This window comes from Oscillibacter sp. KLE 1745, assembly GCF_000469445.2.
Taxonomy (GTDB): domain Bacteria; phylum Bacillota; class Clostridia; order Oscillospirales; family Oscillospiraceae; genus Oscillibacter; species Oscillibacter welbionis.
On sequence record NZ_KI271733.1, the window covers coordinates 5030 to 29397 of the forward strand.

Below are 24368 nucleotides of genomic sequence, written 5' to 3' on the forward strand. Positions count from 1 at the left end.
CCGGGTCTCCACGGTGTCCAGCTGCTTCTTCACATTGCCCACGATATCCGCACCCACGATGTTTCCCTCGCCGTCCACGATATATGTAGTGGGATAGGTGGAAATATCCGCAACGAAGTCCTTGTAGAAATCGCCCTCCGGATCCGGAGAGATATTGTGATAGGTCACGCCCTTTTCCTTCAAAATCTCCCGGGCCGTGTCCAGCTGCTCCCGGCTCTCGCCGGAGTCGGTACCCACACCGATGAGGTTGATGTTTCGCTCTTTGAAATCCTGATACAGCTCCTCCAGTTCAGGCATCTCGGCGATGCAGGAACCGCAGCCATTGTTCCAGAAATTGACGATGGTGGCGTCATAGTCGGCGAAAATGTCGCTGGAGATCTCATCGCCCGCAATGTCCACCTCGGAAAATTCCGGGAAAGGTGTCTTGGACACCAGGGCGTCCTCTTCACCGGAGCTGCAGCCGGTCAATGCGGCGGTCATCAGTACCGCCGACAGCAATAGGATCAGAACACGTTTCATGTGGCAGTCTCCTTCTTCTCTTCTATTGTTTTGATCGAAAATACCCTGGTGATGGCCCCATGGGGGCAGGCAGCCGCACAGTCCCCGCAGCGGATGCACTCAGCATGGTTGGGCGTCCTGAACACATCCACATCCATTCTGCACGCATGACTGCACGCCCCGCAGGCGGTGCACCGGCCCGAGTCCACCTGCAGGCGGCAGATGGAAATTCTGTTGCACAGCCCGTAAAAGGCCCCCAGCGGGCACAGCCACTTGCAGAAAGGCCGGTAGAAAAACACCGCCAGCAGAGCTGTCCCCAGCAGGATGCAGCTCTTCCAGGTAAATAGTCCGCCCAGGCCGGCCCGGATGCCGGCATCGGCCAGCGCCAGTGGGATGCCGCCCTCCAGGATGCCGGCGGGGCAGATATACTTGCAGAAGAACGGGTCGCCCATTCCCACCTCGTTGACCACCGTCATAGGCAGGACAATGACGAAGAGCGCCAGAATCCCGTATTTCAGATAGGTCAAGATGCGGACCCGCCTGGTGCTGAACTTTTTTGCAGGGATTTTGTGAAGCAGCTCCTGGAACCATCCGAACGGGCACAGAAAGCCGCACACCACCCGCCCCAGCAGCGCGCCTGCGAAAATGAGGAATCCCACCACATACCATGCAAACTGGAACTTGGAGGAGCCGATCACCGCCTGAAGCGCCCCGATGGGGCACGAAGCTGCCGCGGCCGGACAGGAGTAGCAATTCAGCCCGGGGACGCAGACGGCCTTCAGGCCGGTCCTGGAGATCCTTCCATGCAGGAAGTTCATCAAAAAGGGGTTGGAAGCCAGCGCGGCCCCCAGCTGGATCTTCCAGCGATGCTTGTTTTCAGCCAATGCCCACACACTCCAAACACAGGTTGACGCCCTTGTGCAGGACCATGTCCGCTTCCCCGCGCCACAGCCCCAGTCCAATCATCAGCAGGGCGGCTGCCAGACAACAGAACGTGATGTTTCTCATATCAGCCCATAGCCGCCATAGCGGCGCCGCCCTCTGCCGCCGTCCCAGACTGGAACGCGGCGTTCCGGCTCATCTCCACAAAGGCGGCCGCGGACGCAGGCAGCTCCTCTGCGTCCACGGCGGAATACCATGCAGAGAGGAATGTTCCGTTCACATACCAGGAGGCGACGTTTGGCATCTCCCCGTCCTCCACCATGCTTCTGTTGCTGCCCACAGCTGCTGCCAGAGAGTCGTTGTAGAGGATGACGGGGAAGGGTGCATCGGCAAACATCTCGCTGCCGGTTCCGCTTTTGGTGCAGGCCAGGATTTCCGCCCCATTCTCCGCAACGCCCCCATATCCCTCCGCCAGTGCGTTATAGAAGACCTGCGTCCCCTCCGCTTCCGGGTCCAGGAAGGCAAAGAACACCACATCCCCCAGCTGTTCCCGGGTAAACGCCTCTCCGGACAGGGTGGTCGTGGCAAAGTCGCCCACCATGTTGCTCTCTGTTTTGCTGGCGGCGGGAACGCTGTTCTCCTCATAATAGGCATCCACCCACGCCTGATCGACCCAGCCCTTATCCAGGGCGTCCTCGATGGTAAGCGTACCAGCCTCGATGGATTGTTCCACGTCCTCCTGACTGGGCCGCTTCTCTCCGCAGGCCGCCAGGGACAGGGCCATGGCAGCGGCCAGACCCAGCATGGCCAGCTTCCGTTTGTTCTTGCATCGCTTCATAAAAAACCTCCTTGCCGCACCTGCGGCGGATTTTGGACAGGAGGCATTGTAGCATGGAAAACGTAAATTTCCTGTCAAGGCGGTCTTGATGGAAATTTTATCTGGATGTGCTATAATAGCCGCACATGGAAAAGGGCGGTGAGTGGGATGCGGATTTTGGTGGTGGAGGATGAGCGTCTCCTGTGCGACGGGATCGCGGAGGATCTGAGACTGGAAAAATACACGGTGGATTGCTGCTACGATGGTCCGGCGGCCTGTGAGCGGCTGTTTGTGGAACCCTATGATCTGGTGGTCCTGGATCTGAACCTGCCAGGCATGGATGGGCTGGAGCTGCTCCGGCACATCCGGACGGAACAGCCGGAGCTGCGGGTGCTGATTCTTTCCGCCCGGTCACAGCTCTCAGACAAGGTGGCAGGGCTGGATCTGGGCGCGGACGATTACCTGACCAAGCCGTTCGCCCTGGAGGAATTGGAGGCCCGGGTGCGGACGCTGCTGCGCCGGGAATTTCGTCAGCGGGAGTCCCTTGTACAGGTGGGCGCGCTGACCCTAAACACCGTGACCCGGGAGGTCTCCGGCCGTGGGGAACCCCTTCCCCTGACGCCCCGGGAATTTGCCATCCTGGAGCATCTGATGCTTCACCGGGGATGCTGGATCAGCCAGGAGGAGCTGATGGAGCATATCTGGGAGGCGGATGCCAACCCCTTCAGCAACGCCGTGCGGATGCACATCTCCTCGCTCCGGAAAAAACTGCGGAAGCGGCTGGGCCATGATCCGATTCAGACCAAGGTAGGTCGGGGCTATCGCCTGGCCGGAGAGGAGACGGCATGAGGAAACCGATGTCCCTGCGCCTGCGGGTCACTCTGCTCTGCGCAGCCCTGCTGACGCTCTGCTGCCTCCTGCTCACTGTGACTAACAATTTTTCGGCCATCCGGATGGCCGACGCCATTCAGGCGGTGCCGCTTCTTCCGGCGCAGCGCGCAGAGCTGGAAGACAGTGTCAGCCTGCCCATGGCGGAACTGCATATCAGCGATACGATCCAGCAGGCTCAGGGGGCGTTCCACATGCAGAGCCTGCTGGCCATGGTTGCCATCCTGGCGTTGGGCCTGTTCCTCATATACCGGCTGGTTGGAAAAGCCCTTGCTCCGTTGGACACACTCACTTGCCAGATCCGGGAGCGGACGGCTGCGGATCTGGCGCAGCCCGTTGAGATCCCCGACAGCGGGGATGAGGCGGCCGCAGTGGCCCTGGCGTTCAATCAGATGTCCCAGCGGCTGAACCAGGTCTTCGTCATGCAGAGGAACTTCTCCCGCAGCGCGGCCCATGAATTCCGCACACCGCTGGCAGTCCTGAAGACCCGAATCGGCCTGTTCCGCAAAAAGCAGGACTTCCGCCCCCGGGCCACACTGGAGCTGCTCCAGATTGTCGAGGGGGAGGTGGACCGCTTGTCCGCCATGGTGAGCGAACTCTTGGAGCTGACCAATCTGGAGCGGGCATCCCGCGGAGAGCGGCTCTCCTCCGGCCAGCTGATCCGGAGCGCCGCGGACCAGGCCGCCCCCCAGGCGGAAGCGCGGAGCATCACCATTTTGGTGGATGCCGCGCCCTGTACCCTGGCCGGAAATGCAGAGCTGCTCCGGCAGGCGGTATGCAATCTGGTGGAAAATGCCGTCAAGTATAGCCCGGCCGGCAGCGTTGTACACATCGCGGGCCACCGGGATGGGGAATGGTTCCAAATCGTGGTTGCCGACCAGGGACCCGGCATCCCGGAATCGCTCCGCCAGCGAATTTTCGAGCCCTTTTTCCGGGTGGATGATTCCCGCTCCCGACAGCTGGGCGGTGCCGGACTTGGTCTGGCACTGGTGCGGGCCATCGCGGAGTTCCACGGCGGCGCTGTTTATGTGGAAAAATCCCGGGGAGCGGGAAGCCGATTCGTCCTGAAGCTGCCATGCGAACAGGATCCTCCGCCGGATTGAGATACAAACTGACGTCTTTTGTCAGACGGGATCGGCGGAAACGCCTCGCGGCAGTTATTTTCATGCCCCTGGCTGTGGGCAAGCTGCCTTTCCGTGCGCCGCCCCCTGGGGCTCAGCTTTTGGGCGGAAGACGCTCTGCGGAGGGAACCGCCGTCCGGAAGCCTGCCTCCGACATGTGGCGGGTCAGTCTGCGTACAACGTTTGAAGATATCAGCGTCTCTGCAAACGCGATTCCCGTTGCCTCTCCATACAGCCCTGTAATCTGTGCGCCATTTACAGTAGGAAAGCGCCTGAAATCTAAAGATTTTAGGTGCTTTTTGCTTCTCAGCGGACAGTGCGCATCTGTTTTGGGCTTCACACATCAAGTTTCCTGCGGATAGCAGTAGCGAAGCCCGCATGATGCCCGCATCTCTCCAGGAAAAATGTGCTTCCGGCACACGCAATTCTCCAATCGGCCCCTTAATAAATGCTGACAGTTCGAAAGGATGTATACCTCCAGATCCGTCAGTTGGTCTGCCGGGCTGTTTTCCCCGTGATGGGCTCCTGACTTATGATTGATGCGGCCCATGACGATCTTTGCCACGCCGCTGACCCTTGCGTATTCCGCGATCTGCACCGCAGGAGCCGTCCCGTACACCATGGAAATCTGCGCCCCCTGCTGCTCCGCCAAGTGCAGATTGCAGCGCAGTTGCTTTATATTCCCTGTGGTAAAGAAATTTTGCAGGACCTGTTTGGTCTGGCGTTTCCGACAGACTTTTTCCACCCGAAGAAGCCTCTCCACATCCCGATGCTTGGTATGCCGGCACCCCTGGGTGTTGTTGTGCGCCGCTTCATCCACCAGGACAGTTGGAATCTGGTCAATATCAACCCTCCCGGAGTTGAATGCCGCGGTATTCGTTTTTCTTATTCAGCAAGACCTCCCGTCCGTTCAGCAGGGACAATGTATCCGGTCTTACATGCGGGGCTCCACATAGCCCACCACCAGATCAGCGCCCTCTTTCTGCGCCTGATGCGCCGCTTACGACAGGGCATACGTTTTGCTCACGCCGGCCGCATAGCCAAAAAGGATTTTTAGCCTCCCCGGAGGATCCTCCGCTTCCGGATCGTGTGGGAAATTCGCGCATTCATTGTTTGTCCGTCCCCTATGTACTCACCCTCCCACAACTCGTCATAGAATCAATACCTTGTCCCGTTATCGTATCACGCGTAATACTACCAAACCGTGAATAATGGCGTCATGATCGGAAGATAGAATTGGGGCGCTCCCACCAGCAGGAAAACGAGCGCCAGAATCATTTGGCGCTCGTTTCATAACTGTGTGTATCGTCCCATCCCAAAATCCGTTTGGCCATCAGATAGATTCCCGGCTTGTAAAGGACCAGAACCACATCCAAGGCAGGACTCCGGCGTATAAAGTCCGTAATCGCTTGGCCGGCAATATAGATTGCTTCTTCTCGTGGGATGTGATATTCTCCCGAAAAAATAAGTGGAAACGCAATGCTTTTGCATCCGCTGGTCACTGCCCTTATCATGGCGCGGCGGTAGCAGTCTGCCAGCAGTAACCGCTCTCGCTCCGCGCCTCCAAACCAGCCAGGTCCGGCCACGTGAATAATATAGCGGGCCGGCAGCCCAAAGGACGGCGTCATCACAGAATGTCCGATAGGACAATGGCCATGACGTCGGCAAGCCTCCTCCAGCTTTGCACTATCCGCTGCGGCGAAAATTGCCTCACAGATCCCCGGCGTACGCTTCAGTTCTGTGTTTGCAGCATTTACAATGGCATCCGTGGCAATATTTACGATATTTCCCATCCAAAGATGATACGGCATAGGCCTTCCTCCTTTACAGCAGAGCACCGCATACCAGATACCCCAAAGCGGAAATTCCGCTGGCACACAGCGCATACGGAATCTGAGACAACGCATGATCCATGTTCTCGATCTTACAGCAGCTGGATGTCAATACCGTGGCATCGGAATAGAAGCAGGCATGGCTGCCGAGCGTGGCGCCCGAGACAATCGCCCCCATGACCAGGAGCAGATTTGTGCCGATGCTCTCCGCCAGCGGCAGCAGGATTGGCGCAACGATGGCCGGAATCCCCCACACGCTGCCTGTACTGAAATTCAGGATCGCCACCACCAGAAATGTCACCAGAGGGAAGATCACGGCATTGACATGGGGCTGCACCAGGGTAATGATGTAATCGGCAATCCCGATATCGGTCATTGCCTCCTGCATGACAAACGCAAAGAAGATGATGGCCACCGTGGGAATCATGTTGCAAAAGCCGTGCATCGCCAGATCACAGAACCTGGAAAAGCTCATTTTGCCTCTGGGAATATAGAGTACAAAGCACACTGCAATCGCAGCAACCACGGCCAGAAACAGCTCTCCGGAAATGATTGCCAAGATAATCAACACGCCCACCGGCAGGATAAAGTCCATGAGGCTGCCCTGTGTCTGAAATTCCGACTCATCCTCCTCGTTGAGCGGTGCGCTCTCCGGCGAATAGACCTTGCCGGTCTCCTGAAGGCGGCGGTAAGCGGTCCGCATCCGCCCCAGCTTGGGAACAACGCCAACGATAAACAGCGGCACGATGATAACCGCTGCGATGGCGTAAAAGGCAAAGGGGATCACGTGATAGAATGTCTCTATCGCCGTTCCATAGCCCAGCTCCGCAATCCCCGGCTGCGTGAAAAATAGCCCGGAAAAGAAGATTGCCCAGGTAGAGAACGGCAGAATGGCACACACCGGCGCGCCGGTGGAATCGATGATGTAAGACAGGGCCTCCCGGGGCACACGGCGTTGGTCGGTCAGTTTTTTCATGCAGGTGCTCAGTGTCATGATATTCAAATAGTCATCCACAAAAATAAGAATCCCCATGATCCAGGTGACCATCATGGTGGACCTTGGCCCCCGGCAGAGCTTTCCAAGCGCTCTTGTAAATCCCAGTGTTCCATGGGATTCTCCCAACAGCGTAATGAGGCTGCCGAACAACGCGCACACCAAAAAGACCCATTGGTGCGAATAATCTGTCGCCACGCGGAAAAAAGCATCCATCCAGTCGGTGGCGATGTGAGACAGTGCATACACTCCCTCGGACGGGATCCGTGCAGCGCTGGTAATCACATAGGTCAGCAGAGTTCCAAAGATCAACGGTTCCAGAGTCCGCTTTGTTTTCAGCGCAAAGGCAATGACGAACAGGACGGGGATCAGTGTCCATATTCCATATTCCATGAGTACAACCTCGTTTCTACCACAGTCGCATTTATTGGAGTGCTTCTGGTGCCCGCTAAAGTCATAATAGAGCACTTCCGATGAAGATAGTGTTAGTTTCCCGGCTCTGGGATAAGGAATATATTAAGAACACCATTTGATTGAAATGACAAAATGATAGGCCGGCATTCCAGTCGATGGAATGCCGGCCTCTACTGTACAGCGGATATTCCTTTCCGGGCATTTTCTGAGTCCGGAATGTCCCCTGCGCAATTCATCAGCTGCCAGTTTATTTGCCACGCTCCAGATAGTCTGCCGCAAACTGCGCATACAGTGCGGCCCCCCTCTGCAGCACCGGCTCATGGACTGTATAGCGGTCGTTGTGGTTCCCCACCGTCATACCGAGTTCCTCATTTCTCGTTCCAAGAAAACCGAACACCGCTGGAATCTTATCGGCAAAGAAAGCAAAATCCTCACTGCCCATCATCTGGGGAAGTTCTTTCAAACACGCTTCCCCATAGAGTTTCACAGCTGCGTCATGGGCGATTTTATTCAACTCTTCATCATCGTTATAAAGAGAGTTTGCATAGTAATCATATTCAACCGTGGCAGTCGCGCCAAAAGCCTTGGCTGTGTTTTCAGCAATCCGCCGCAGCCCCTCTTCAATCTTCATACGGAATTCTGCGTTATAAGTCCGGGTGGTTCCAAACAGTTCCGCATGGTTTGCAATAATATTATACCGCTGTCCGGCGTGCATCTCTCCGATATTTACTACCAGCGGGTTTAAGGGGTCGTTCGTTCTGGAGACAAATGACTGGATATTGCTGACAATCGCTGCGGCAGCCAAAAGTGCGTCCACACCCAGATGCGGCTGTGTCCCATGGGCGGAAACACCATCTACCTTGATTACAAAGTTATCCACACTGGCCATGCGGGGCCCCGCCTGCACATTGATGTATGGCTCCTCCAGTGTCGCCCACACGTGCTGGCCCATAATGGCATCCACGCCATCAAGGATGCCCGCTTCAACATAGTATTCCGCACCGTGGCAGGTCTCCTCCGCAGCCTGGAAAATCAGTTTGACGTTGCCTTGCAATTCGTCTTTCGTCTCCATCAGCATCTTTGCCGCACCGAGAAGCATGGAGATATGGCAGTCATGGCCGCAGGCATGCATGACGCCCTTATTTCGGCTTGCAAAGGGCAGGCCTGTCTTTTCCTCTACCGGCAAGGCATCAATATCCGCCCGGAGAGCCACAGTTCTGCACGCCTTTTCGGCCTTTCCCCCCCGCAGCATCGCACATAATCCGGTATGGTCCGGGAAGCGTTGGATCTCGGTATAGCCCATTTTCTGAAGCTCTGCCGCAATATGCTCTGTGGTCTGGACTTCCTCGAGGCTCAGTTCCGGGTTCTGGTGGCACCATCTGCGCTGTTCCACAATGTAATCCAATGCCTGTTCAGCCAGTTCTTTATAGTTCATAACAGTCCTCCTATTTCTGAAGAAGCATCTCCAAAATCAAATCATCACATTTAGAGGAACCCTCATTCCCAAGCCGCACGAAATTTCTGATCGTTTCTTCCGGGTCTGTTTCTACAATTCCATCTGTCGCTTTCACGCTTTCACTCCGAAGGGCCATAGCGGCACATTGGAAGGCGGCAAAGACACAGGTGCTGATCTTCAAGGCGCAGTCTGCCTTGGCACCGTCACAGAGCATTCCGCTCACATTCCCAAACATATTGTTTACAGCAAATCCGATCTGCTCCAGCGTGCCTCCTTGTAGATACACCAAGCCGCAGGCTGCGGCGGCAGCGGCAATGGTCGCCCCGCAGAGCCCGGAGAGCGGTCCGAAATCCGCGTGGATATGAATCGCCATCAGGTTGCTCAGCGTGACAGCGCGAAACGTTCTCTCTTCATCAATACCAAGACTCTTCGCGGCAGACAAGATGGGAACTGTTGCGGTAATGCCCTGATTGCCGGATCCGGAATTTGTGATGACTGGGGCATTGGCTCCCGCCATTCTGGCGTCCACCCCGCTGGCAGTCATGGCTACGGCATCCATGACAACATCGTGCCCCATCAGCCCTGCTTCCTGATTGTTCCGGATACCATGGCCGATATTCAGTCCGTAATCACCCGCTGCGCCCAGCTGCGCGATATGCCCATTGACTTCGATGGCCTCTTGGATCATGTGTAAATCATCCTGTCGGCGATCCATCGTCTCCACAAATTCATAGATCGTCCGGATATTCAGCGTCCTGCTGATCTGCTCCGGCGTGATATCCGTTTCCATCGTCTGCCCGGGCAGCTCACAGCCCACCCTCTGGTGGTCCCGCTCCACAAGGATCACATTGGTATGCGCTCCCTTAATAATGGCGCGGGACTGGTGTTCTTTATTCACCAGTTCAACTTCCACATACAGCTTGTCCGGATCAAACGCCCTTCTCACGTCCACATATCCATTTTCCACAAGATGGGCCGCTCTTTCAATGTCTTCCGGGCGGGCGTCATCCACAACCCGGAGCTGGCGGTCCACCGCCCCGCACACAGCACCCAAAGCAGCTGCATAATTTATTCCAGTATAGTTCGTTCCGGGTATCCCCGCAGACATCGCGTTCTTGATGATATTCGCGCTGGCCCTGACCTTGATATGCTCCAGCTCTCCATCCAACTGCTCTCGGGCAATGGCGGCTGTCAGCGCAATCGCGGCAGGCTCTGTGCAGCCGGTGGCCAGCATCATCTCATGATTCAATATTTGACAAATCAGTTTCCGATTCATAGCGATACGCTCCTATTCTATGATCCCAACCAACATTTGATTCTACAAAAGCGGAACACTTCGTGTCCCGCTTTTGTAGATGATATGGCCTTTACAATCAGAACATTTTGGCAAATACGCTTGCAATGATAACGGACGTGATCGTCACAGTGGTAAAGCCGCCGACAATCATGGGCGGGAACATCTTGCTCATCAGATATTCCTTTTCCTCCGGGGTCGCCGCCAGAGCGTTGCAGGTGTTTTCAGTGATAATTGCATTGGGCGGGAACCCATACAGGGCAGTCAATGCGGTGGCAAAGGCCAGCAGGAACGGGATCTTCAGTATTTTTGCGCTGACGAAGCACAATACCGCCATGCCAGCAACACCGACAACAATCAGAATGACCATCGGCCCGATGATGCTGCCCAGCATCTGGGGCGTGCAATCCTTCAGGCCGTCAAAGATATACATCATCAGAGCGAACATGACAATGCCATAGGAATTGCTTTTATTCAGTGCGTTCTCATCCAGAAAACCAATGCTGGTGAAAATAATGCCCAGAACCAGCGCATACACAGCGCCGCTGATCGTCATGTTCAGGCCGGGGATGACAACTCTTCCCAGCTGTGTGGCCAGCCAGGCCACGAATCCCAGCTTGCCCAGCATCACCACAACAGAATTCCACTTGGCAGGCGTGGGGGGCAGCAGTTTCTTGCGCGGACTCTCGGTGGTTTCCAGCTTTCCGTTGACTGCATCTACCGCATTTGAAACGCCGGCAACCGACACACCGCCGTTCCGGTATTCTTTCAGGAGCTTTTTGCCCTCCAGCTGGAGGCAGACCGCCGTAAGCGGATACCCCGCGAACCCCTGGACGCAGTACATGGCGATAGCAAACACAGCCGCTTCCTTGAGGCCGGCAGCATTGGCCGCCTCCATCATCGTCGTTGCAGCCACGATGCCTCCGGTGAGAGGAGGCAGTCCCGCGACAACAAAGCTGCGGTCCATGAGCAGGGGGCAGACGAACAGTGCCAGGACGCACATACCCGCAAGTCCCGCAAGGCAGACCACAATGGTCTTCCACTGCTCCAGCAGCTGCTTGATGCTGATCACGGTGCCCATGTGCGTAATCAGCAGATAGATACCGATTGTGCTGCCAAAGGGAATCAGTACGGCGTCGCTGATCAGCGTAGTGGGAAGGACTGTCCAGTAGCCCACCAGAATGATAGCGGCAGTTACGAATACCGATGGAATCCATGCTTTTGTTGCCGTGGAAACGACCTCGCCAATGATGTACACTGCAGCGCAGAGCACAAACGCTAGTGCAAAGTTATACATGTCTTTTCCCCCTCTTTACTTATTCAGCACATATTTCGGCGGCAGAACTGCCTCCTTTCATGGTTTTGCATTCTCCCACCCAATATGAGTCTGACCAATTACTGTGCGTTGAAATCCATTGCCACCTGCGCATAGAGCATGGCGCCCTTCAAAAGCTGTGCCTCATCCACGCAGAAATTGCCGGAATGGTTTGGCCAAACGGCTCCGCAGGCCTCGTTTCCGGTTCCCAGCAGTGCGATTGCTCCCGGCACCCTCTGCATGAAGTAGGAGAAGTCTTCGCCGCCGGTGGTAGCCGGATTGGATGCGAGGCAATTCTCACCCAGGACAGCAACCGCGGATTTTTGGGCGATGGAAACCACCGCCTCATCATTGACAGTGGGCGGCACGATACGCAGGTACTCCAGCTCTGCCTCAGCGCGGTAAGCCTCGGCTGTGCCTTTGATAACTCTTTCCATCCGTTCCTCAAAGGTTTCCCACACCTCATTGCTGAAGCAGCGGGTGGTTCCTGTCATATAGCTGTTCTCCGCCACTACATTCCAACGGGTGCCCGCCTGGATCGTCCCTACGGTAACGACCGCCGGGTCCATAGGCGAGATCTCCCGGCTGACGACGGACTGCAGGTTATTGATGATGGCAGCCGTTACAACAGCTGCGTCCACACCCCGCTCCGGCTGTGCGCCGTGGCACCCCTTTCCCTTCACAGTGATATGGAATTCGTCTGCCGACGCCATCCGGGGGCCGGCTTCCAGAGAAACCATGCCGGACTTCACATCTGTCCACACATGAATGGCAAAACATGCGTCCACACCGTCCAAAGCGCCCTGCTCAACCATGGACTTGGCACCCAGAGCTACCTCCTCCGCAGGCTGGAAAGCCAGTTTTACCGTGCCGCACAGTTCTTCTTTCATGTCATGAAGGATGCGGGTGGCGGTCAGGAGCATCGCAATATGGCAGTCATGGCCGCAGGCATGCATAATGCCCTCGTTTTTGCTCGCATAAGGCGCCCCGGTGGTTTCCTGGACCGTCAAGGCATCCATATCTCCGCGAAGCAAAATGGTCTTGCCGGGCTTTGCGCCTTGAATGGTGACCAGCACACCCGTCTCCAGCCCACAGGGCCGCCAGGAAACGCCTATCTCGTCCAGCGCCTCTTTGATTGCCTTGCTGGTGTGATATTCCTTGGTGCTGACTTCAGGATGCTGATGGAAATAGCGGCGCTTTTCGATCAGATACTCTCCGTATTGGGCGGCGACCTCTTGCACATTCATAACAATTCTCCTTTTCTCGCGAATTTTTTCGCTTTAAATGGTTAAATCATTTTGAACTTTCCAAATCTGATTACTTCAGGAATTCCAGAGCAATAGAAACCAAGGTCCTGATGCCTGCCGGCATAACATCCTCCCGAACCGCACACTTGGGATTGTGCAGGGGCGCCAGCTCTCCCTCGTGTCCTGCATAAAGCATCAGATAGGCGCTGGGGATACCACCCAGCTTTCCATAGAAGCTGAAATCCTCACTGAAAGGCATTGGATCGGGCATGGGGACCACCGCGTCCTCACCCAATTCCTTTCGGACCGCTTCAGCGGCAAGATCCATCAGCTCTTTGTCATTGAAAGCGCTGGGATATCCGTCGGCATAGTGAATATGTACTGTATTTCCGGAGGCGGCCTCGATACCTTTTGCAATTGCCTGGACCTGTTCCTTAATCACGCTTCGCACACTTTCCGAATACGCTCTGGTCACGCCGCCAAACTTGACCTCCGCCGGGATCACATTGGGCGCGTCGCCGCCATGGATGCTCCCCAGGGAGAATACTGCCATCTCCATAGGGTCCACCCGGCGGGCGACGATCTGCTGCATCATCACGATCATCTGGGCGGCAGCCAGCACGGGGTCCGTTGTATTCTGCGGCTGAGAGCCATGTCCCCCTCTGCCGGAGACGGTGAAGTCGAACAGGTCCACGGAAGTTGTTATGGGCCCGATGTGGAACCCAACCTGTCCTGCCCGGTGGGCGTCCGGCAGCACATGCATTCCATAGATCGCGTCCACATGGGGGTTTTCCAGCACGCCTTTTTCCACAAGCTCCTTGGCGCCGCCAGGTAATGTATCTTCGCTATGCTGGAATATCAGCTTGACACAGCCCGCAAAACGCTCTCTCATTCCGCACAGGATCTTGGCCGCGCCCAGCATCATGGATGCATGCATATCGTGGCCGCAGGCGTGCATAATCCCCGGATTCTCACTGGTATACGGCAGTCCGGTTTCCTCCTGCACGGGCAATGCGTCGATATCGCAGCGCAGTGCCACGCAGCGGCCCGGGCCTCTGGCTCCATGGATCAACGCTACAACGGCGGTTGGTACAGGCCGTTCGATTGCATCAACCCCGTATTCCTCCAGCTTCTTTCGAATCAGGGCCGATGTCCTCACCTCGTTTCTTCCAATCTCAGGATGGCGGTGAATATCCCTGCGAATCTCTACCATCTCCGGGAAATATTCCTCCGCTCTTTCTTTTATCGTACTCGTCTCAAATTTCCTCCTTCCTGCATGGCTTCCGGAAGCCATTGTTTGTTCAGCATGGTTTCTATGTTTGCTTCGCAAACATAGAAACAGGGATCCCTGTTTCCGACAATACGATATTGCTTTAACTATACTTTATCTATAATAATCCTAAACCACAAAGTATATCAAGTCAATATTTTTCTCCTGACTTTTCCTGACTCCAGCATTTTGAGCACTTCCTTGTTAGAGTCGGAGACCATTTTCCGGGTCTTGTTGAACGCATCATGCTTCTTGTCTGCCTTGACGACGGCCGCTTGTCTGGAGGTGTGCCCTTATCCCAAAAATATCCTATATCCTATCGGCGGAAAGCCAGAAGCGCACTGACACAGGCGGCAAATTTCCGCATGGCGAAAGTGCTCTGACGCCCGATCAGATACTCAATGCAGAATGTAGTTGCAATATCCGCTCATCGTACGTCCATCCAGCGCACGTTTCCAGGCGGTCAGGCCCATTGGTCTTGCTGCGGTCTGCATTGGTGCAAATGATCTCTGCCCCACCGCGCCCTGTGACGGCGTAAAAGCCCGCAGAACTTATTTTATACCACGGTATAGAAGTCCCGTACGGTGGCGCCCGGCACAGATGTCAATGATCTGCTGCCAGATACGGCGCTCACTGGACCGAATGGAATTACCTCCGCTCCAGCGGTTTTGAAGGAGCCGATGCTGAAAGTAGTCCTACCCTGCCTGAGGCGTTCATCACCCAAGGCAAAGTTCTTGGTTCATTACTCTTTCAGTTCACTGGTGGCCCAAATGCGGATGTGGGCGGCCCGCAGCGATGGTCCAGGTTGTAAAAGCGGGCTTCCCTCGTTTTGGTCTTTCTATCCATCGCTCCGTAGAGCGTGCTTGTTACATTTTTGCAATGACCTCTTCCTGCAATTCGCCTTTCTGGACGATATTAGGTTCCTTTCTGAGAATGGCTTGGAATGGCGAGAAGGAAGATAAGCTCTCACTCTTAAGTTCACGAACGTGATATTATAAGAAATAGTATTTGCATTCGCCCCGCAAAAAGCCGTTGCACCGTGAAAAGCCTTGAGAATACTGAATTTTTTGCCTTTTAGGACACTGGAAAACACACTGATTTTCGGTGCTGTGGTGCCCAAATTCCTTGCGGCGATATAAAACCACACAAGCAAATGTAAAGAAAAATCAGAATTATCGAGGGTAAAAGCACTCCCTGCTTTTGCCCTCTTGACTGCCACACGAGCAAAAGCATTCGTACTTGTCAGCGGCGGGCGGGTCCCGTTCATCTCGACTATTGACAAGCGGGAATGGTTCTGCTGTCTCAGGATTTATACAGACCTCAAAAAAGCGGCAGGCCACTGCGGGCAGAACTCTGCGGCGAAGTTCTGTCCCAGACTGTCCGGGGCATTCAAACCGCCCTTCATGCAGCACTGAATAAAGCGGTGGAGGAAAACGGATTTTCTGTAATCCCTCAGATGGGTGTAAGCTGTCATCTGCCAAACCCAAAGAAATGAAAGTGCTGGCTCCCGAGGAAAGCCAGCACCTGCTGATTCAGGCCGGGGAAGACGGCTGCTACGAGCTTCTGCTGCTGGAACTTGCCACTGGTCTGCGCCGGGGGAGAGCCTGGCACTCCAATGGGATGACCTGAATTTCCGCACCGGCGCCCTGCGGGTGGTGTGTCAAATTCACCGGGTCAAAGGAGAACTGGTGGTGTCCCCGCCCAAGGCAGGTAACCGGACAGTGCTCCTCCCTGCCCTGGTGCTGCGTGTGCTCAAGGCCTGCAAGAAGGCCGTCCATCCCCGGTGGATGTTCCCCTCCCCGCCAAGGAGGACTCTCCGCTGGACCCAGCCGCCGTCCGGAAGCGGCTCCAGACGGTGCTGGAGCGGGCGGAGTACAACCGGCTGCACTTCCACGGTCTGCGGCATACCTTCGCCACTACAGCCCTGCAGAACGGCGTGCATATGAAGACCGTGTCCAGCATGCCGGGCCACTACGACACAGGCTTCACCCTCCGCACCTATCCCCACACTGCGAAGCAGAAGCAGGACGAGGCTGCTCAAACCATGGGCGCCTTTATGGAGCAAGTCATGTAAAAAGAAACGGCAAGGAAAAGAGAACGCGCACCGGGTAGGAAGCAAAACTTCCTGTCCGGTGCGCTTCAAACCTTTTCGGACATTTCCGCATGTAGGGCAGACGGTTGACCCACATTTTTCCTCACGCAAAAAATGCAAATCTGCAACAAAAAACACCTAAAATCCGAAGATTTCAGGTGTTTCGTGGAGCTGCTGGGCGGATTCGAACCGCCGACCTCATCCTTACCAAGCGACTTTTTGAATTTTTTCTAACTATTTTTTGCGCTTTATGGCCATATCTGCTCCAATCCGCTTGCTTTCCGTCACTCTTTGAATGCACTGCCTCCATATACTCCGCACCGCACTGTGGCTGAAAATGTGGTCAAAAACGCTCCCAGCCCTTTGCCAGAAATATTTTCCAGACTGGGGCAAGGAATCATTCCTGGTAAACGCCCGAAAATAGGGTTTCATAATCAGTAATGACAGAAGATTGAGGAAAGCATTTCTCCTTCAACGTACGGCATATTTGTCCAGGAGCTGTATCGTATAGCGGATCTCTTCTTCGGTGGCCGCCGGGCGGATTGAGCAGATCAGCAGAACGGTCCGGCCCTTCAACTGGGCCGTCAGCACGCAGGCAAAGCCAGCCTCCACCATGCGCTGGGAGATCACCATACTGCGTTTGTCCTGTTGCTGTGGAGCGAGTCCCTGCGGCGCATAGCGGAAATTCACAATAGCCAGCTCGACCTCCCACTTCGGCTGGTTCCGGAGCATGGACTCCACCCACTGTTTTGGGACAACCTGCCAGCCATTGGATAGCCCCTTGCTCAGGCGGCTGTCGGCAGAACTCTCCATCCAAGTGCCGCCGTGGGGATACTACCACTTCGTCCAGCCCTTTGCTGAGACAGACGATCTGACGCCCCAGGAGGCCCATGTCCATGTTTCTCCCGCGTCCCGTGCTGCTTACGGCGGGGCGGCGCCTGCGGGGCCGCGCACCGGAGGAGCGCCGAGGCCGGCTCTTATGCCTCCAGTGCCCGGAGGAGGTTGATCATCTCAATGGCGCTCTGGGCGCAGTCCGCCCCCTTGTTGCCCGCCTTGGTGCCGGCGCGCTCAATGGCCTGTTCGATGGTGTCGGTGGTGAGGACGCCGAAGAGCACCGGTACGCCGGTCTCCAGCGACGTCTGGGCGATGCCCTTGGACACCTCCGCGCACACATAGTCGTAGTGGCTGGTGGAGCCCCGGATCACCGCCCCCAGGGCGATGACCGCGTCGTACCGCCCGCTTTTGGCCATCCTGGCGGCGACAAGGGGGATCTCAAAGGCCCCCGGCACCCAGGCCACATGGATGTCCTCCTGCCGGACGCCCCGGCGCAGCAGCCCGTCCTCACAGCCGGACAGGAGCTTGGAGACGATGAACTCGTTGAATCGGGCGCAGACCACGCCGATCCGCGCGCCCTCCGCTACCAGATTTCCCTCATAGATCTTCATGACAAATTCCCCCTGATCAGATTTCGTTTCTTTTCCCTCGACCGGCGGGCGCCGGCCCTCAGTACCGGACCAGATGGCCCATCCGCCGCTGCTTGGTCCGCAGATAGCCGAGGTCCTCCGCCGTGGCGGGCATCTGGATGGGAACCCGCTCCACGATCTCCAGGCCGAAGTCGGACAGCTGGTAGATCTTGTCCGGGTTGTTGGTGAGAAGCCGCATGGTCCTGACCCCCAGGTCCCGGAGGATCTGGGCCCCGATCCAGTACTCCCGCAGGTCCGGGGCAAAGCCCAGGCGCACATTGGCGTCCACGGTGTCCAGCCCCTGCTCCTGGAGGGCGTAGGCCTTCAGCTTGTTGATCAGGCCGATGCCCCGGCCCTCCTGGCGCATGTACAGCACCACACCCCGGCCCTCCGCCTCGATCTGTCCCATGGCGGCGGCCAGCTGCTCCCCGCAGTCACAGCGCCTGGAGCCAAACACGTCCCCGGTGAGGCACTCGGAGTGGACCCGGCACAGCACGTTCTCCCCGCCGCCTATGTCCCCCTTTACCAGGGCCACATGGTGCTCCCCGGTCAGGTCGTTCACATAGCCGTAGATCTGGAAGTCCCCGTATTTGGTGGGCAGGTGGGCGGAGGCCTCACGGACCACATGCTTGTCGTGGCGGCGGCAGTAGTCCTGGAGGGCCTGGATGGTCAGCACCTTCAGCCCCCACTCCCCGGCCTTCTCCAAGAGCTCCGTGGTGCGCATCATGGTGCCGTCGTCCCGCATGATCTCACAGCACAGGCCGCAGGGGACCAGGCCCGCCAGGCGGCACAGGTCCACCGTGGCCTCTGTGTGGCCGCCCCGCACCAGCACGCCGCCCCGCCGGGCAGTCAGGGGGAACACATGGCCGGGCCGGCGCAGATCCTCCGGCCGAGTGTCCGGGTCCACGCACTTGCGGCAGGTGTAGCCCCGCTCTTCCGCGCTGATGCCGGTGGTGGTGTCCACATGGTCGATGGACACGGTGAAGGCGGTGGCGTGGTTGTCGGTGTTCACTTTCACCATCTGCTCCAGCCCCAGCCGGTCCGCGATCTCGGCGCTCATGGGGGTGCAGATCAGTCCCTTGGCGTGGGTGGCCATGAAGTTGACGTTCTCCGTGGTGGCGAGCTGGGCAGCGCAGATCAGATCCCCCTCGTTCTCCCGGTCCGGGTCGTCAATGGTGAGGATGAGGCGGCCGGCACGCAGTTCCTCCAGCGCCTCCTCCACCGTGCAGAATTGGGATTCCATGGGTCATTCCTCCTTGTTCAAAATCCGTTTTCCATCAAAAATTCCAAGGAGAGGCCGGCCCTGGGGGCGGCGGGCTCCGCCGGGCGCAGCAGCTTCTCCACATACTTGCCGATGATATCTGTCTCCAGGTTCACCACATCCCCGGGCCGTTTCCGGCCCAGCGCGGTCACCGCCGCCGTGTGGGGAATCACGGACACGGAGAACCGGTCCGCCTCCACGGCTGCCACTGTCAGGGAGATGCCGTCCATGGCGATGGAGCCCTTCTCCACGATGTACCGTAGCAGGGCGGGGGATGCTTCTACCGTGTACCACAGGGCGTTGTCATCCCGGCGGACCTGCGTGATGGCGCCGGTGCCGTCGATGTGGCCGGAGACAATGTGGCCCCCGAACCGGCTGTCTGCCGCCATGGCCCGCTCCAGGTTCACCGGGCTCCCCGGCGCCAGGGCCCCCAGGGAGGAGCGGTTCAAGGTCTCGTGCATCACGTCGGCGGTGAAGCCGCCGCTGTCCTGGGCGGTGACGGTGAGGCAGACTCCGTTCACCGCCACGCTGTCGCCGGTTTTCAGGCCGGAGAGCACCGTCTCCGCCCCGATGGACAGCACCGCCGAGTGAGCCCCCCGCCGGACGGCCCGGAGGGTGCCCACCTCCTCAATGAGTCCCGTAAACATCCCGGTCCACCTCTCCTTCCAGCAAGAAATCCTCCCCCAGGGCCGTCACCGTCACCTTCCGCAGATGTGCCGCCTGGTCCGGCGCCTCCACGCCCCGGCCCTCCACCGGGGACCTGGCCCCAGCGCCGCCCAGGAGCTTGGGGGCGATGTAGGCCTGGACCCGCTGCACCAGGCCCGCCTCCAGCATGGCCCAGTTCAGCGTGCCGCCCCCCTCCAGCAGCACTCCGTCGATCTCCGCTGCCCCCAGGGCGTCCATTAGGGCGGGCAGGTCCACATGTTCGCCCCGCCCCGGCAGGGTCCACACCCGGCACCCGGCATCGGTGTAGGGGGCGGTCCGCCCCGGGTCGGAGACGCAGGTGGCCAGGATGGTCTCCGCCTTATCGGCGGTGCGGACGATCCGGCTGTCCAGCGGGGTCCGCAGGCTGGTGTCGCAGATGATCCGCACCGGGTCCCGCCCGCCCGGGATGCGGCAGGTCAGCAGAGGGTCGTCCGAGAGCACCGTGCCCACGCCGGCCAGGATGCCCCGGTACCGGTGCCGCATCTCGTGGACGTGCCGCCGTGCCGCCTCCCTGGTGATCCACCGGGAGGCCCCGGTATAGGCGGCGATCTTCCCGTCCAGGGTCATGGCGTACTTCATCACCACATAGGGGCGTTTGGTGCGGATATAGTGGAAGAACACCGGGTTCAGCGCGTCGCACTGCTCCCGCAGCACCCCGGTCTCCACCTCCACCCCATGGGTCCGGAGGAGCTCCACGCCCTTGCCCGCCACCAGCGGGTTGGGGTCCATGCTGCCCACCACCACCCGGCGGATGCCGGCGGCCAGGATGGCCTCGGTGCAGGGGGGCTGGCGGCCCGTATGGCAGCAAGGCTCCAAGGTGACGTACAGCACGGCCCCCGCCGGGTCCTCCCGGCAGTCGGCCAGGGCGGCCCGCTCCGCGTGGAGCCCGCCGCACCGCTCATGCCACCCCCGGCCGATGACGCACCCGTCCTTCACCAGCACGGCGCCCACCAGTGGATTGGGGCTGACCCAGCCCACGCCCCGCTCCGCCAGCTCCACGGCCAGCGCCATATAGGAGCTGTCATCCATCTTCTTCACCTCCAAAAATGGAAAAATGCTCTGAACCAGTGGTCCAGAGCATCGTGAAAACGGGACGCACCCGCGCCCACGGAAAACAAAACCGCTCCGGAATGTAACCATTCCAGAGCGAGCGTCCACGGGCGCAGGAAAGAGAGTTCCTGCAGTCACACGATCTTCTTTCATCCAGACTTTACTGTCGGCCTTGGAGTTTCACCAAGTCTGCCTTTCGGCTCGCGGGCTGTACCGCCGGTGGGGAATTTCACCCCGCCCTGAAGATCCTGATTCAGTTGAGATGATTATAGGCCAAGGCGCTGGAATTGTCAACCCTCTGGACAGCGCAGGGTTGCAGAATCTTTGTCCTCCCGCCAGGCATAGGCGGGTTTGCAGGCGCGGTTAAGGGGCATGCATTTACGCGGTTCTGGCAGAATGATGCCGCCGCGCCAGGCCGCCCCGAATGTAGCGGCAGCCATTCCTCCGCGCCCTGCCGGAGATACCGCAGGCATCCCCCCTCCCCCTTCCGTGTGAAAATTGAATGCGGAACCCACCAACCGGCGCTTGACATTTTCCTTGTGAGAATGACAGGCGCTTTTCTTATTTTTGGAGGATTTGCCTATTGAATGTATTTGAAACGGTGAAACAGTCTGTTGCCACCCGGCAGGCTGCCCTGCTGCAGGCGTGGGCCTTCTCCGTCGATGTTTTGCCGGAACACCGCCTCAAATTCTGCGGGGGAAATAAAACAAAGAAAAGCCTCCGCCATTTACAGAAAGCCCGTGTCCCGCTATACTGAAGGCAGGAAAAATGGAGGTGCAGTTGATGGCGGGCAGACGAATCTGCGCCGGGTACTACCGGCGGTACGACGGCAAGGTGGTCTACGTGATTTCCACGGCCACGGATAATGACACCAGAGAGGAAACGGTCATTTGGACTACCTATCCCTTTGCGGATGTTCCCAAGTACTGCACCTCCACCAAAAAGTCCTTCTGCGCATTCGTGGAAGCAGACGGAGAGCGGAAAGCCAAGTACAAGCGGCTGATGAATATGAAGATCTCGGAGGCCGCCATCGAGCGACTGGAGGATGAAGGCTTCCGGGGGCCGGTGCGAAAACAACATCAGCGGCAGTTGGAGGAAGAATACGACTCCCGAGAGTATCAGCGGTCTCTCTCCTACCTCGCATACGCGAAAGATCTCTGCGAGCACTACAACTTCGACCGGAGCAAATATCGCCTCTGCATGAAAGAAAAGCGGTTCACCGCCATCACACGAAGTGACTTCGCCAAACTGAAAGAGGATCTGCAATTTCTGGACAACGCCCTGAAAACAGTGCTGTTGGAATACCGGGACTACTTCCGGGAGCGGTTCGTGGAGGGCCTGTCCATCCGCAAGTACGCCGAGGCACACCAGCTGAACCGAGGCAGCGTGGACTATATGCAAAAGAAGTTTTTCTCTGCCCTGGCTCGTCTGTTGAAAGAGCGGGACGAAGCAGAGGGCAGGTACCGACTGCGGAAACCGGCGCAAAACTGAATCGACCCAACACTGAGCGGAGTGTCTGCTGACAAAGCAGGCGCTCCGCTTTTCTGTCAGAAATATGTCAAAAGGATATTATTCCCCCAATACATAGTGAGGGGGGTAAAAGAGGCACAGTTGTGTCAATTCTATGTCACTTGAGAAATGTCTTCGGGTAAAGTAGTAGAGGGGGTAATCAAAATGAAAGAGTCTGCCTACAAAAATTATGCGGAGCTGCCGCTGTTTCTCAACTCAAAAACAGTGGCGAAGGTATTGGGCGTCTCACCGTCCAGCGGATATGAACTGATGCACGAGCCGGGCTTCCCGGTACTGCGCATCGGCAACAGGATGGTGGTACCCAAGGAGCAGTTCATCCAGTGGGTGAAGGAACACACAGGAGGCGGCACATGAGATACAGCAAGTACAGCGGGCGCGGAAATTTTTTCTCTCTGCCCAACGAAGTGTTTCTCCTGGGTCTAAGTGCCGGAGAGTTATCTGTGTACAGTTTTCTGAAACGGTGTGAAAACCGAAAGACACATCAGTGCTGGCCCAGCATCAAAACCATTGGACAAGCAGTGCGGATGAGCGAGAATACCGTCCGCAAGTACATCCGTCAGTTGGAGGAGCGAGGACTTATCACCGCAGAGCCCACAGAGGTCATCACCAAGACAGGAGAAAAGCGAAACGGAAATCTGCTGTTCACCCTCCGGCCCATCAGAGAGGTGATCGACGAACACTATGCAAGCCAGTTAGCGGAGTTGGAGCTGGCAACGGAGCGCCAGCGTGTAGCAAAACTCCTGCGGGAGCGGGAAAGCCCCGCATGACCGCCTGTGAGCCGCTGTGTGCCCCGATCACGGGAGGGGCAGAGTCCCTGCCCCTCCCAGCGGATAGAGACCGGATTTGGGCCGCTGTTCCCCCTCTTTGGAGAGAGGACTCTCCCCATTCTGGGTTCTTTACGGGGGACGAAAGAAAAAGCAGGATAAACGCCGGGGTCGCCAGTGGCTCCTCCGGCCGGTCACTTCGCCCCGCAGTGCGGGTCGTTACGGGGTTTTGCGGTGTATCAAAAGTGGGGTCAAAAACAGGCAGCGGGGATCACGTTTGTGGTCACAATCCCCGAACTCCTACTGCCATAACGAAAAAATAGGGGTCACGCCCCGGAAAGGAGCAGTTTATGGGCAAAAAAGAGAGATTTGCTTTTTATCTCACCCCGGAAAAGAAAGCCATCCTGGAGCGCCGGTATCAGGAGGACGGAAGCCGGAGTATGACCGCTTTCGTCGAGCGGGCGGTGGACTTTTACCTGGACTACCTCAGCGCCAACGACGCCGGCCTTTTCCTGCCAACATCTATCAAATCGTACCTGGACGGACGGCTGGGACAGCTGGAGGAACGTCTGTCCTCCCTTGCCTTCCGGCAGTCGGTGGAGCAGGACATGGTGGCCGGTATCCTGGCGGACGCCTATCAGTTCAGCGACGAGGATCTCCGCCGTCGACGGGCGGAGAGCGTGCAGAACGTGAAGAAAACCAATGGCCGCATCTCGCTGGAACAGCGGGTGCGGGGAGCCTGGGAGGAGGGAGATGAGTGGCAAGACTGATCCTGAAAAGCCCTTATCTCAAGTGCGATGGCAACAGTTCTGTCAGCGGCTACCTGCGGTACATCGGCACAAGGGAGCGCGTGGAACTGCTCCCGGATGACCGTCCGCCAACCAGAAAGCAGGAGCAGTTGGTCAGCAAACTGGTGAAAGATTTCCCGGAGACGAAGGAGCTGGGCGAGTATTTGGACTACAAGGACAAGCCCACCAAGGCCAATGCCTCCGTATTCATTACCAGGGCGCTGGAGGAAAACTGGCCGGCGGTGCAGCAGTCGGACGGCTACATGAAGTACATCGCCACCCGGCCTCGCGCGGAGCGGCTTGGTGACCACGGGCTCTTTGGGGACGAGGACGGTGTGGACTTAGCCAAAGCAATGGAGGAATTAGACCAGTACACCGGAAACGTGTGGACACACATCATCTCCCTGAAGCGGGAGGATGCCGCCCGGCTTAGCTATGACAATGCTAAGGCGTGGATGAATTTGCTCCGGGCCAACCGCAACGACATTGCCGCCGCCATGAATATCCAACCGAACCACTTCCGCTGGTACGCTGCCTTCCACGATGAGGGGAAGCACCCCCACGTCCACATGATGGCGTGGTCAACGGTGCCCGGTGAGGCATGCCTGACACGGGACGGCATCCGTAAGATCAAATCAAATTTGACCAACCAAATCTTCAAACAGGAGATGCTCCACACCTACGAAC

26 protein-coding genes and 1 riboswitch are annotated in these 24368 nt (G+C 57.5%); of the genes, 10 read left to right on the forward strand and 16 right to left on the reverse strand.

The window, feature by feature from the left end; translation table 11 throughout:
• The 4 genes from HMPREF1546_RS10725 to HMPREF1546_RS10735 form a co-directional block, all read right to left on the reverse strand.
• Window positions 1–519 (reverse strand): TlpA disulfide reductase family protein (locus HMPREF1546_RS10725; RefSeq protein WP_021751929.1); only part of this gene is annotated, 519 nt, incomplete at its 3' end.
• The gene (locus tag HMPREF1546_RS10730; RefSeq protein WP_021747948.1) at window positions 516–1382 is read right to left on the reverse strand and encodes a 4Fe-4S binding protein; all 867 of its coding nucleotides are present in this window, start codon (window positions 1380–1382) and stop codon (window positions 516–518) included. The genes HMPREF1546_RS10725 and HMPREF1546_RS10730, both read right to left, overlap by 4 nt.
• Window positions 1375–1506, reverse strand: coding sequence for a CD1871A family CXXC motif-containing protein (locus tag HMPREF1546_RS19640; RefSeq protein ID WP_021747949.1), 132 nt, complete (start codon window positions 1504–1506; stop codon window positions 1375–1377). Before HMPREF1546_RS19640 ends, HMPREF1546_RS10730 begins: the two co-directional genes overlap by 8 nt.
• Window position 1507: 1 nt before the next feature.
• A complete protein-coding gene (locus HMPREF1546_RS10735) occupies window positions 1508–2218 on the reverse strand; it encodes a hypothetical protein (protein WP_021747950.1) in 711 nt (236 codons plus the stop codon).
• A 147-nt stretch (window positions 2219–2365) separates the two neighbouring features.
• Between HMPREF1546_RS10735 and HMPREF1546_RS10740 the strand changes: the two genes are divergently transcribed.
• The 3 genes from HMPREF1546_RS10740 to HMPREF1546_RS18880 all read left to right on the forward strand — a co-directional run bounded on the left by HMPREF1546_RS10740 (window position 2366) and on the right by HMPREF1546_RS18880 (window position 5263).
• On the forward strand, window positions 2366–3046 hold the full coding sequence (locus HMPREF1546_RS10740) for a response regulator transcription factor (RefSeq protein ID WP_021747951.1): 681 nt from the start codon (window positions 2366–2368) through the stop codon (window positions 3044–3046).
• Entirely contained in the window at window positions 3043–4188 is a 1146-nt protein-coding gene (locus HMPREF1546_RS10745) for a cell wall metabolism sensor histidine kinase WalK (RefSeq protein ID WP_021747952.1), read from the forward strand. The genes HMPREF1546_RS10740 and HMPREF1546_RS10745 overlap by 4 nt, the downstream gene beginning before the upstream one ends.
• Window positions 4189–4738: 550 nt before the next feature.
• The gene (locus tag HMPREF1546_RS18880) at window positions 4739–5263 is read left to right on the forward strand and encodes a hypothetical protein (RefSeq protein WP_147629925.1); all 525 of its coding nucleotides are present in this window, start codon (window positions 4739–4741) and stop codon (window positions 5261–5263) included.
• Window positions 5264–5480: 217 nt separating this feature from the next.
• Here HMPREF1546_RS18880 and HMPREF1546_RS10755 read toward each other — a convergent pair whose 3' ends face one another.
• The 7 genes from HMPREF1546_RS10755 to HMPREF1546_RS10785 form a co-directional block, all read right to left on the reverse strand.
• Window positions 5481–6017, reverse strand: coding sequence for a macro domain-containing protein (locus HMPREF1546_RS10755; protein WP_036629604.1), 537 nt, complete (start codon window positions 6015–6017; stop codon window positions 5481–5483).
• A 13-nt stretch (window positions 6018–6030) separates the two neighbouring features.
• Window positions 6031–7425 carry a Na+/H+ antiporter NhaC family protein gene (locus HMPREF1546_RS10760; protein WP_021747956.1) on the reverse strand — a complete coding sequence of 465 codons (1395 nt, stop codon included), beginning with the start codon at window positions 7423–7425 and terminating at the stop codon, window positions 6031–6033.
• Between the two features lie 268 nt (window positions 7426–7693).
• The gene (locus tag HMPREF1546_RS10765) at window positions 7694–8881 is read right to left on the reverse strand and encodes an amidohydrolase (protein ID WP_021747958.1); all 1188 of its coding nucleotides are present in this window, start codon (window positions 8879–8881) and stop codon (window positions 7694–7696) included.
• 10 nt (window positions 8882–8891) lie between these two features.
• Complete coding sequence (locus HMPREF1546_RS10770; RefSeq protein WP_021747959.1) at window positions 8892–10178, reverse strand: serine dehydratase subunit alpha family protein; 1287 nt, start codon at window positions 10176–10178, stop codon at window positions 8892–8894.
• 97 nt (window positions 10179–10275) lie between these two features.
• Window positions 10276–11493, reverse strand: a complete 1218-nt coding sequence (locus tag HMPREF1546_RS10775) for a hypothetical protein (RefSeq protein ID WP_021747960.1) — start codon at window positions 11491–11493, stop codon at window positions 10276–10278.
• A 98-nt stretch (window positions 11494–11591) separates the two neighbouring features.
• Window positions 11592–12758 (reverse strand): amidohydrolase, encoded by a 1167-nt coding sequence (locus tag HMPREF1546_RS10780; RefSeq protein WP_021747961.1) that lies wholly within the window; start codon window positions 12756–12758, stop codon window positions 11592–11594.
• Between the two features lie 70 nt (window positions 12759–12828).
• Window positions 12829–14052: a M20 family metallopeptidase gene (locus HMPREF1546_RS10785; RefSeq protein ID WP_021747962.1), complete on the reverse strand. Its 1224-nt coding sequence runs from the start codon at window positions 14050–14052 to the stop codon at window positions 12829–12831.
• Between the two features lie 1473 nt (window positions 14053–15525).
• On the opposite strand from HMPREF1546_RS10785, the gene HMPREF1546_RS19645 reads away from it, so the two are divergent.
• Window positions 15526–15657, forward strand: coding sequence for a hypothetical protein (locus HMPREF1546_RS19645; RefSeq protein WP_301546137.1), 132 nt, complete (start codon window positions 15526–15528; stop codon window positions 15655–15657).
• A 154-nt stretch (window positions 15658–15811) separates the two neighbouring features.
• On the forward strand, window positions 15812–16102 hold the full coding sequence (locus tag HMPREF1546_RS10790; protein WP_021747965.1) for a tyrosine-type recombinase/integrase: 291 nt from the start codon (window positions 15812–15814) through the stop codon (window positions 16100–16102).
• A 489-nt stretch (window positions 16103–16591) separates the two neighbouring features.
• Here the strand turns inward: HMPREF1546_RS10790 and HMPREF1546_RS10800 are convergent, their stop codons facing one another.
• From HMPREF1546_RS10800 to ribD, 5 genes are all read right to left on the reverse strand, one after another.
• Window positions 16592–16933 (reverse strand): hypothetical protein, encoded by a 342-nt coding sequence (locus HMPREF1546_RS10800; RefSeq protein WP_021747967.1) that lies wholly within the window; start codon window positions 16931–16933, stop codon window positions 16592–16594.
• A gap of 164 nt (window positions 16934–17097) precedes the next feature.
• Window positions 17098–17565: a 6,7-dimethyl-8-ribityllumazine synthase gene (gene ribE, locus HMPREF1546_RS10805; protein ID WP_021747969.1), complete on the reverse strand. Its 468-nt coding sequence runs from the start codon at window positions 17563–17565 to the stop codon at window positions 17098–17100.
• A gap of 58 nt (window positions 17566–17623) precedes the next feature.
• Window positions 17624–18826, reverse strand: a complete 1203-nt coding sequence (locus HMPREF1546_RS10810) for a bifunctional 3,4-dihydroxy-2-butanone-4-phosphate synthase/GTP cyclohydrolase II (RefSeq protein ID WP_021747970.1) — start codon at window positions 18824–18826, stop codon at window positions 17624–17626.
• A gap of 17 nt (window positions 18827–18843) precedes the next feature.
• Complete coding sequence (locus HMPREF1546_RS10815) at window positions 18844–19491, reverse strand: riboflavin synthase (protein WP_021747971.1); 648 nt, start codon at window positions 19489–19491, stop codon at window positions 18844–18846.
• Window positions 19472–20578 carry a bifunctional diaminohydroxyphosphoribosylaminopyrimidine deaminase/5-amino-6-(5-phosphoribosylamino)uracil reductase RibD gene (gene ribD, locus HMPREF1546_RS10820; protein WP_036636830.1) on the reverse strand — a complete coding sequence of 369 codons (1107 nt, stop codon included), beginning with the start codon at window positions 20576–20578 and terminating at the stop codon, window positions 19472–19474. Before ribD ends, HMPREF1546_RS10815 begins: the two co-directional genes overlap by 20 nt.
• Window positions 20579–20736: 158 nt before the next feature.
• Window positions 20737–20850: riboswitch (FMN riboswitch) on the reverse strand.
• A gap of 532 nt (window positions 20851–21382) precedes the next feature.
• Between ribD and HMPREF1546_RS10825 the strand changes: the two genes are divergently transcribed.
• The 5 genes from HMPREF1546_RS10825 to mobP3 all read left to right on the forward strand — a co-directional run.
• Entirely contained in the window at window positions 21383–22090 is a 708-nt protein-coding gene (locus HMPREF1546_RS10825) for a hypothetical protein (protein ID WP_036630288.1), read from the forward strand.
• Window positions 22091–22273: 183 nt separating this feature from the next.
• Window positions 22274–22483: an AlpA family transcriptional regulator gene (locus HMPREF1546_RS10830; protein WP_036630291.1), complete on the forward strand. Its 210-nt coding sequence runs from the start codon at window positions 22274–22276 to the stop codon at window positions 22481–22483.
• Complete coding sequence (locus tag HMPREF1546_RS10835) at window positions 22480–22896, forward strand: helix-turn-helix domain-containing protein (RefSeq protein WP_021749212.1); 417 nt, start codon at window positions 22480–22482, stop codon at window positions 22894–22896. The genes HMPREF1546_RS10830 and HMPREF1546_RS10835 overlap by 4 nt, the downstream gene beginning before the upstream one ends.
• A gap of 347 nt (window positions 22897–23243) precedes the next feature.
• Window positions 23244–23663, forward strand: a complete 420-nt coding sequence (locus HMPREF1546_RS10840; protein ID WP_021749213.1) for a hypothetical protein — start codon at window positions 23244–23246, stop codon at window positions 23661–23663.
• Window positions 23651–24368 (forward strand): MobP3 family relaxase (gene mobP3 / locus HMPREF1546_RS10845; protein WP_021751937.1); only part of this gene is annotated, 718 nt, incomplete at its 3' end. The genes HMPREF1546_RS10840 and mobP3, both read left to right, overlap by 13 nt.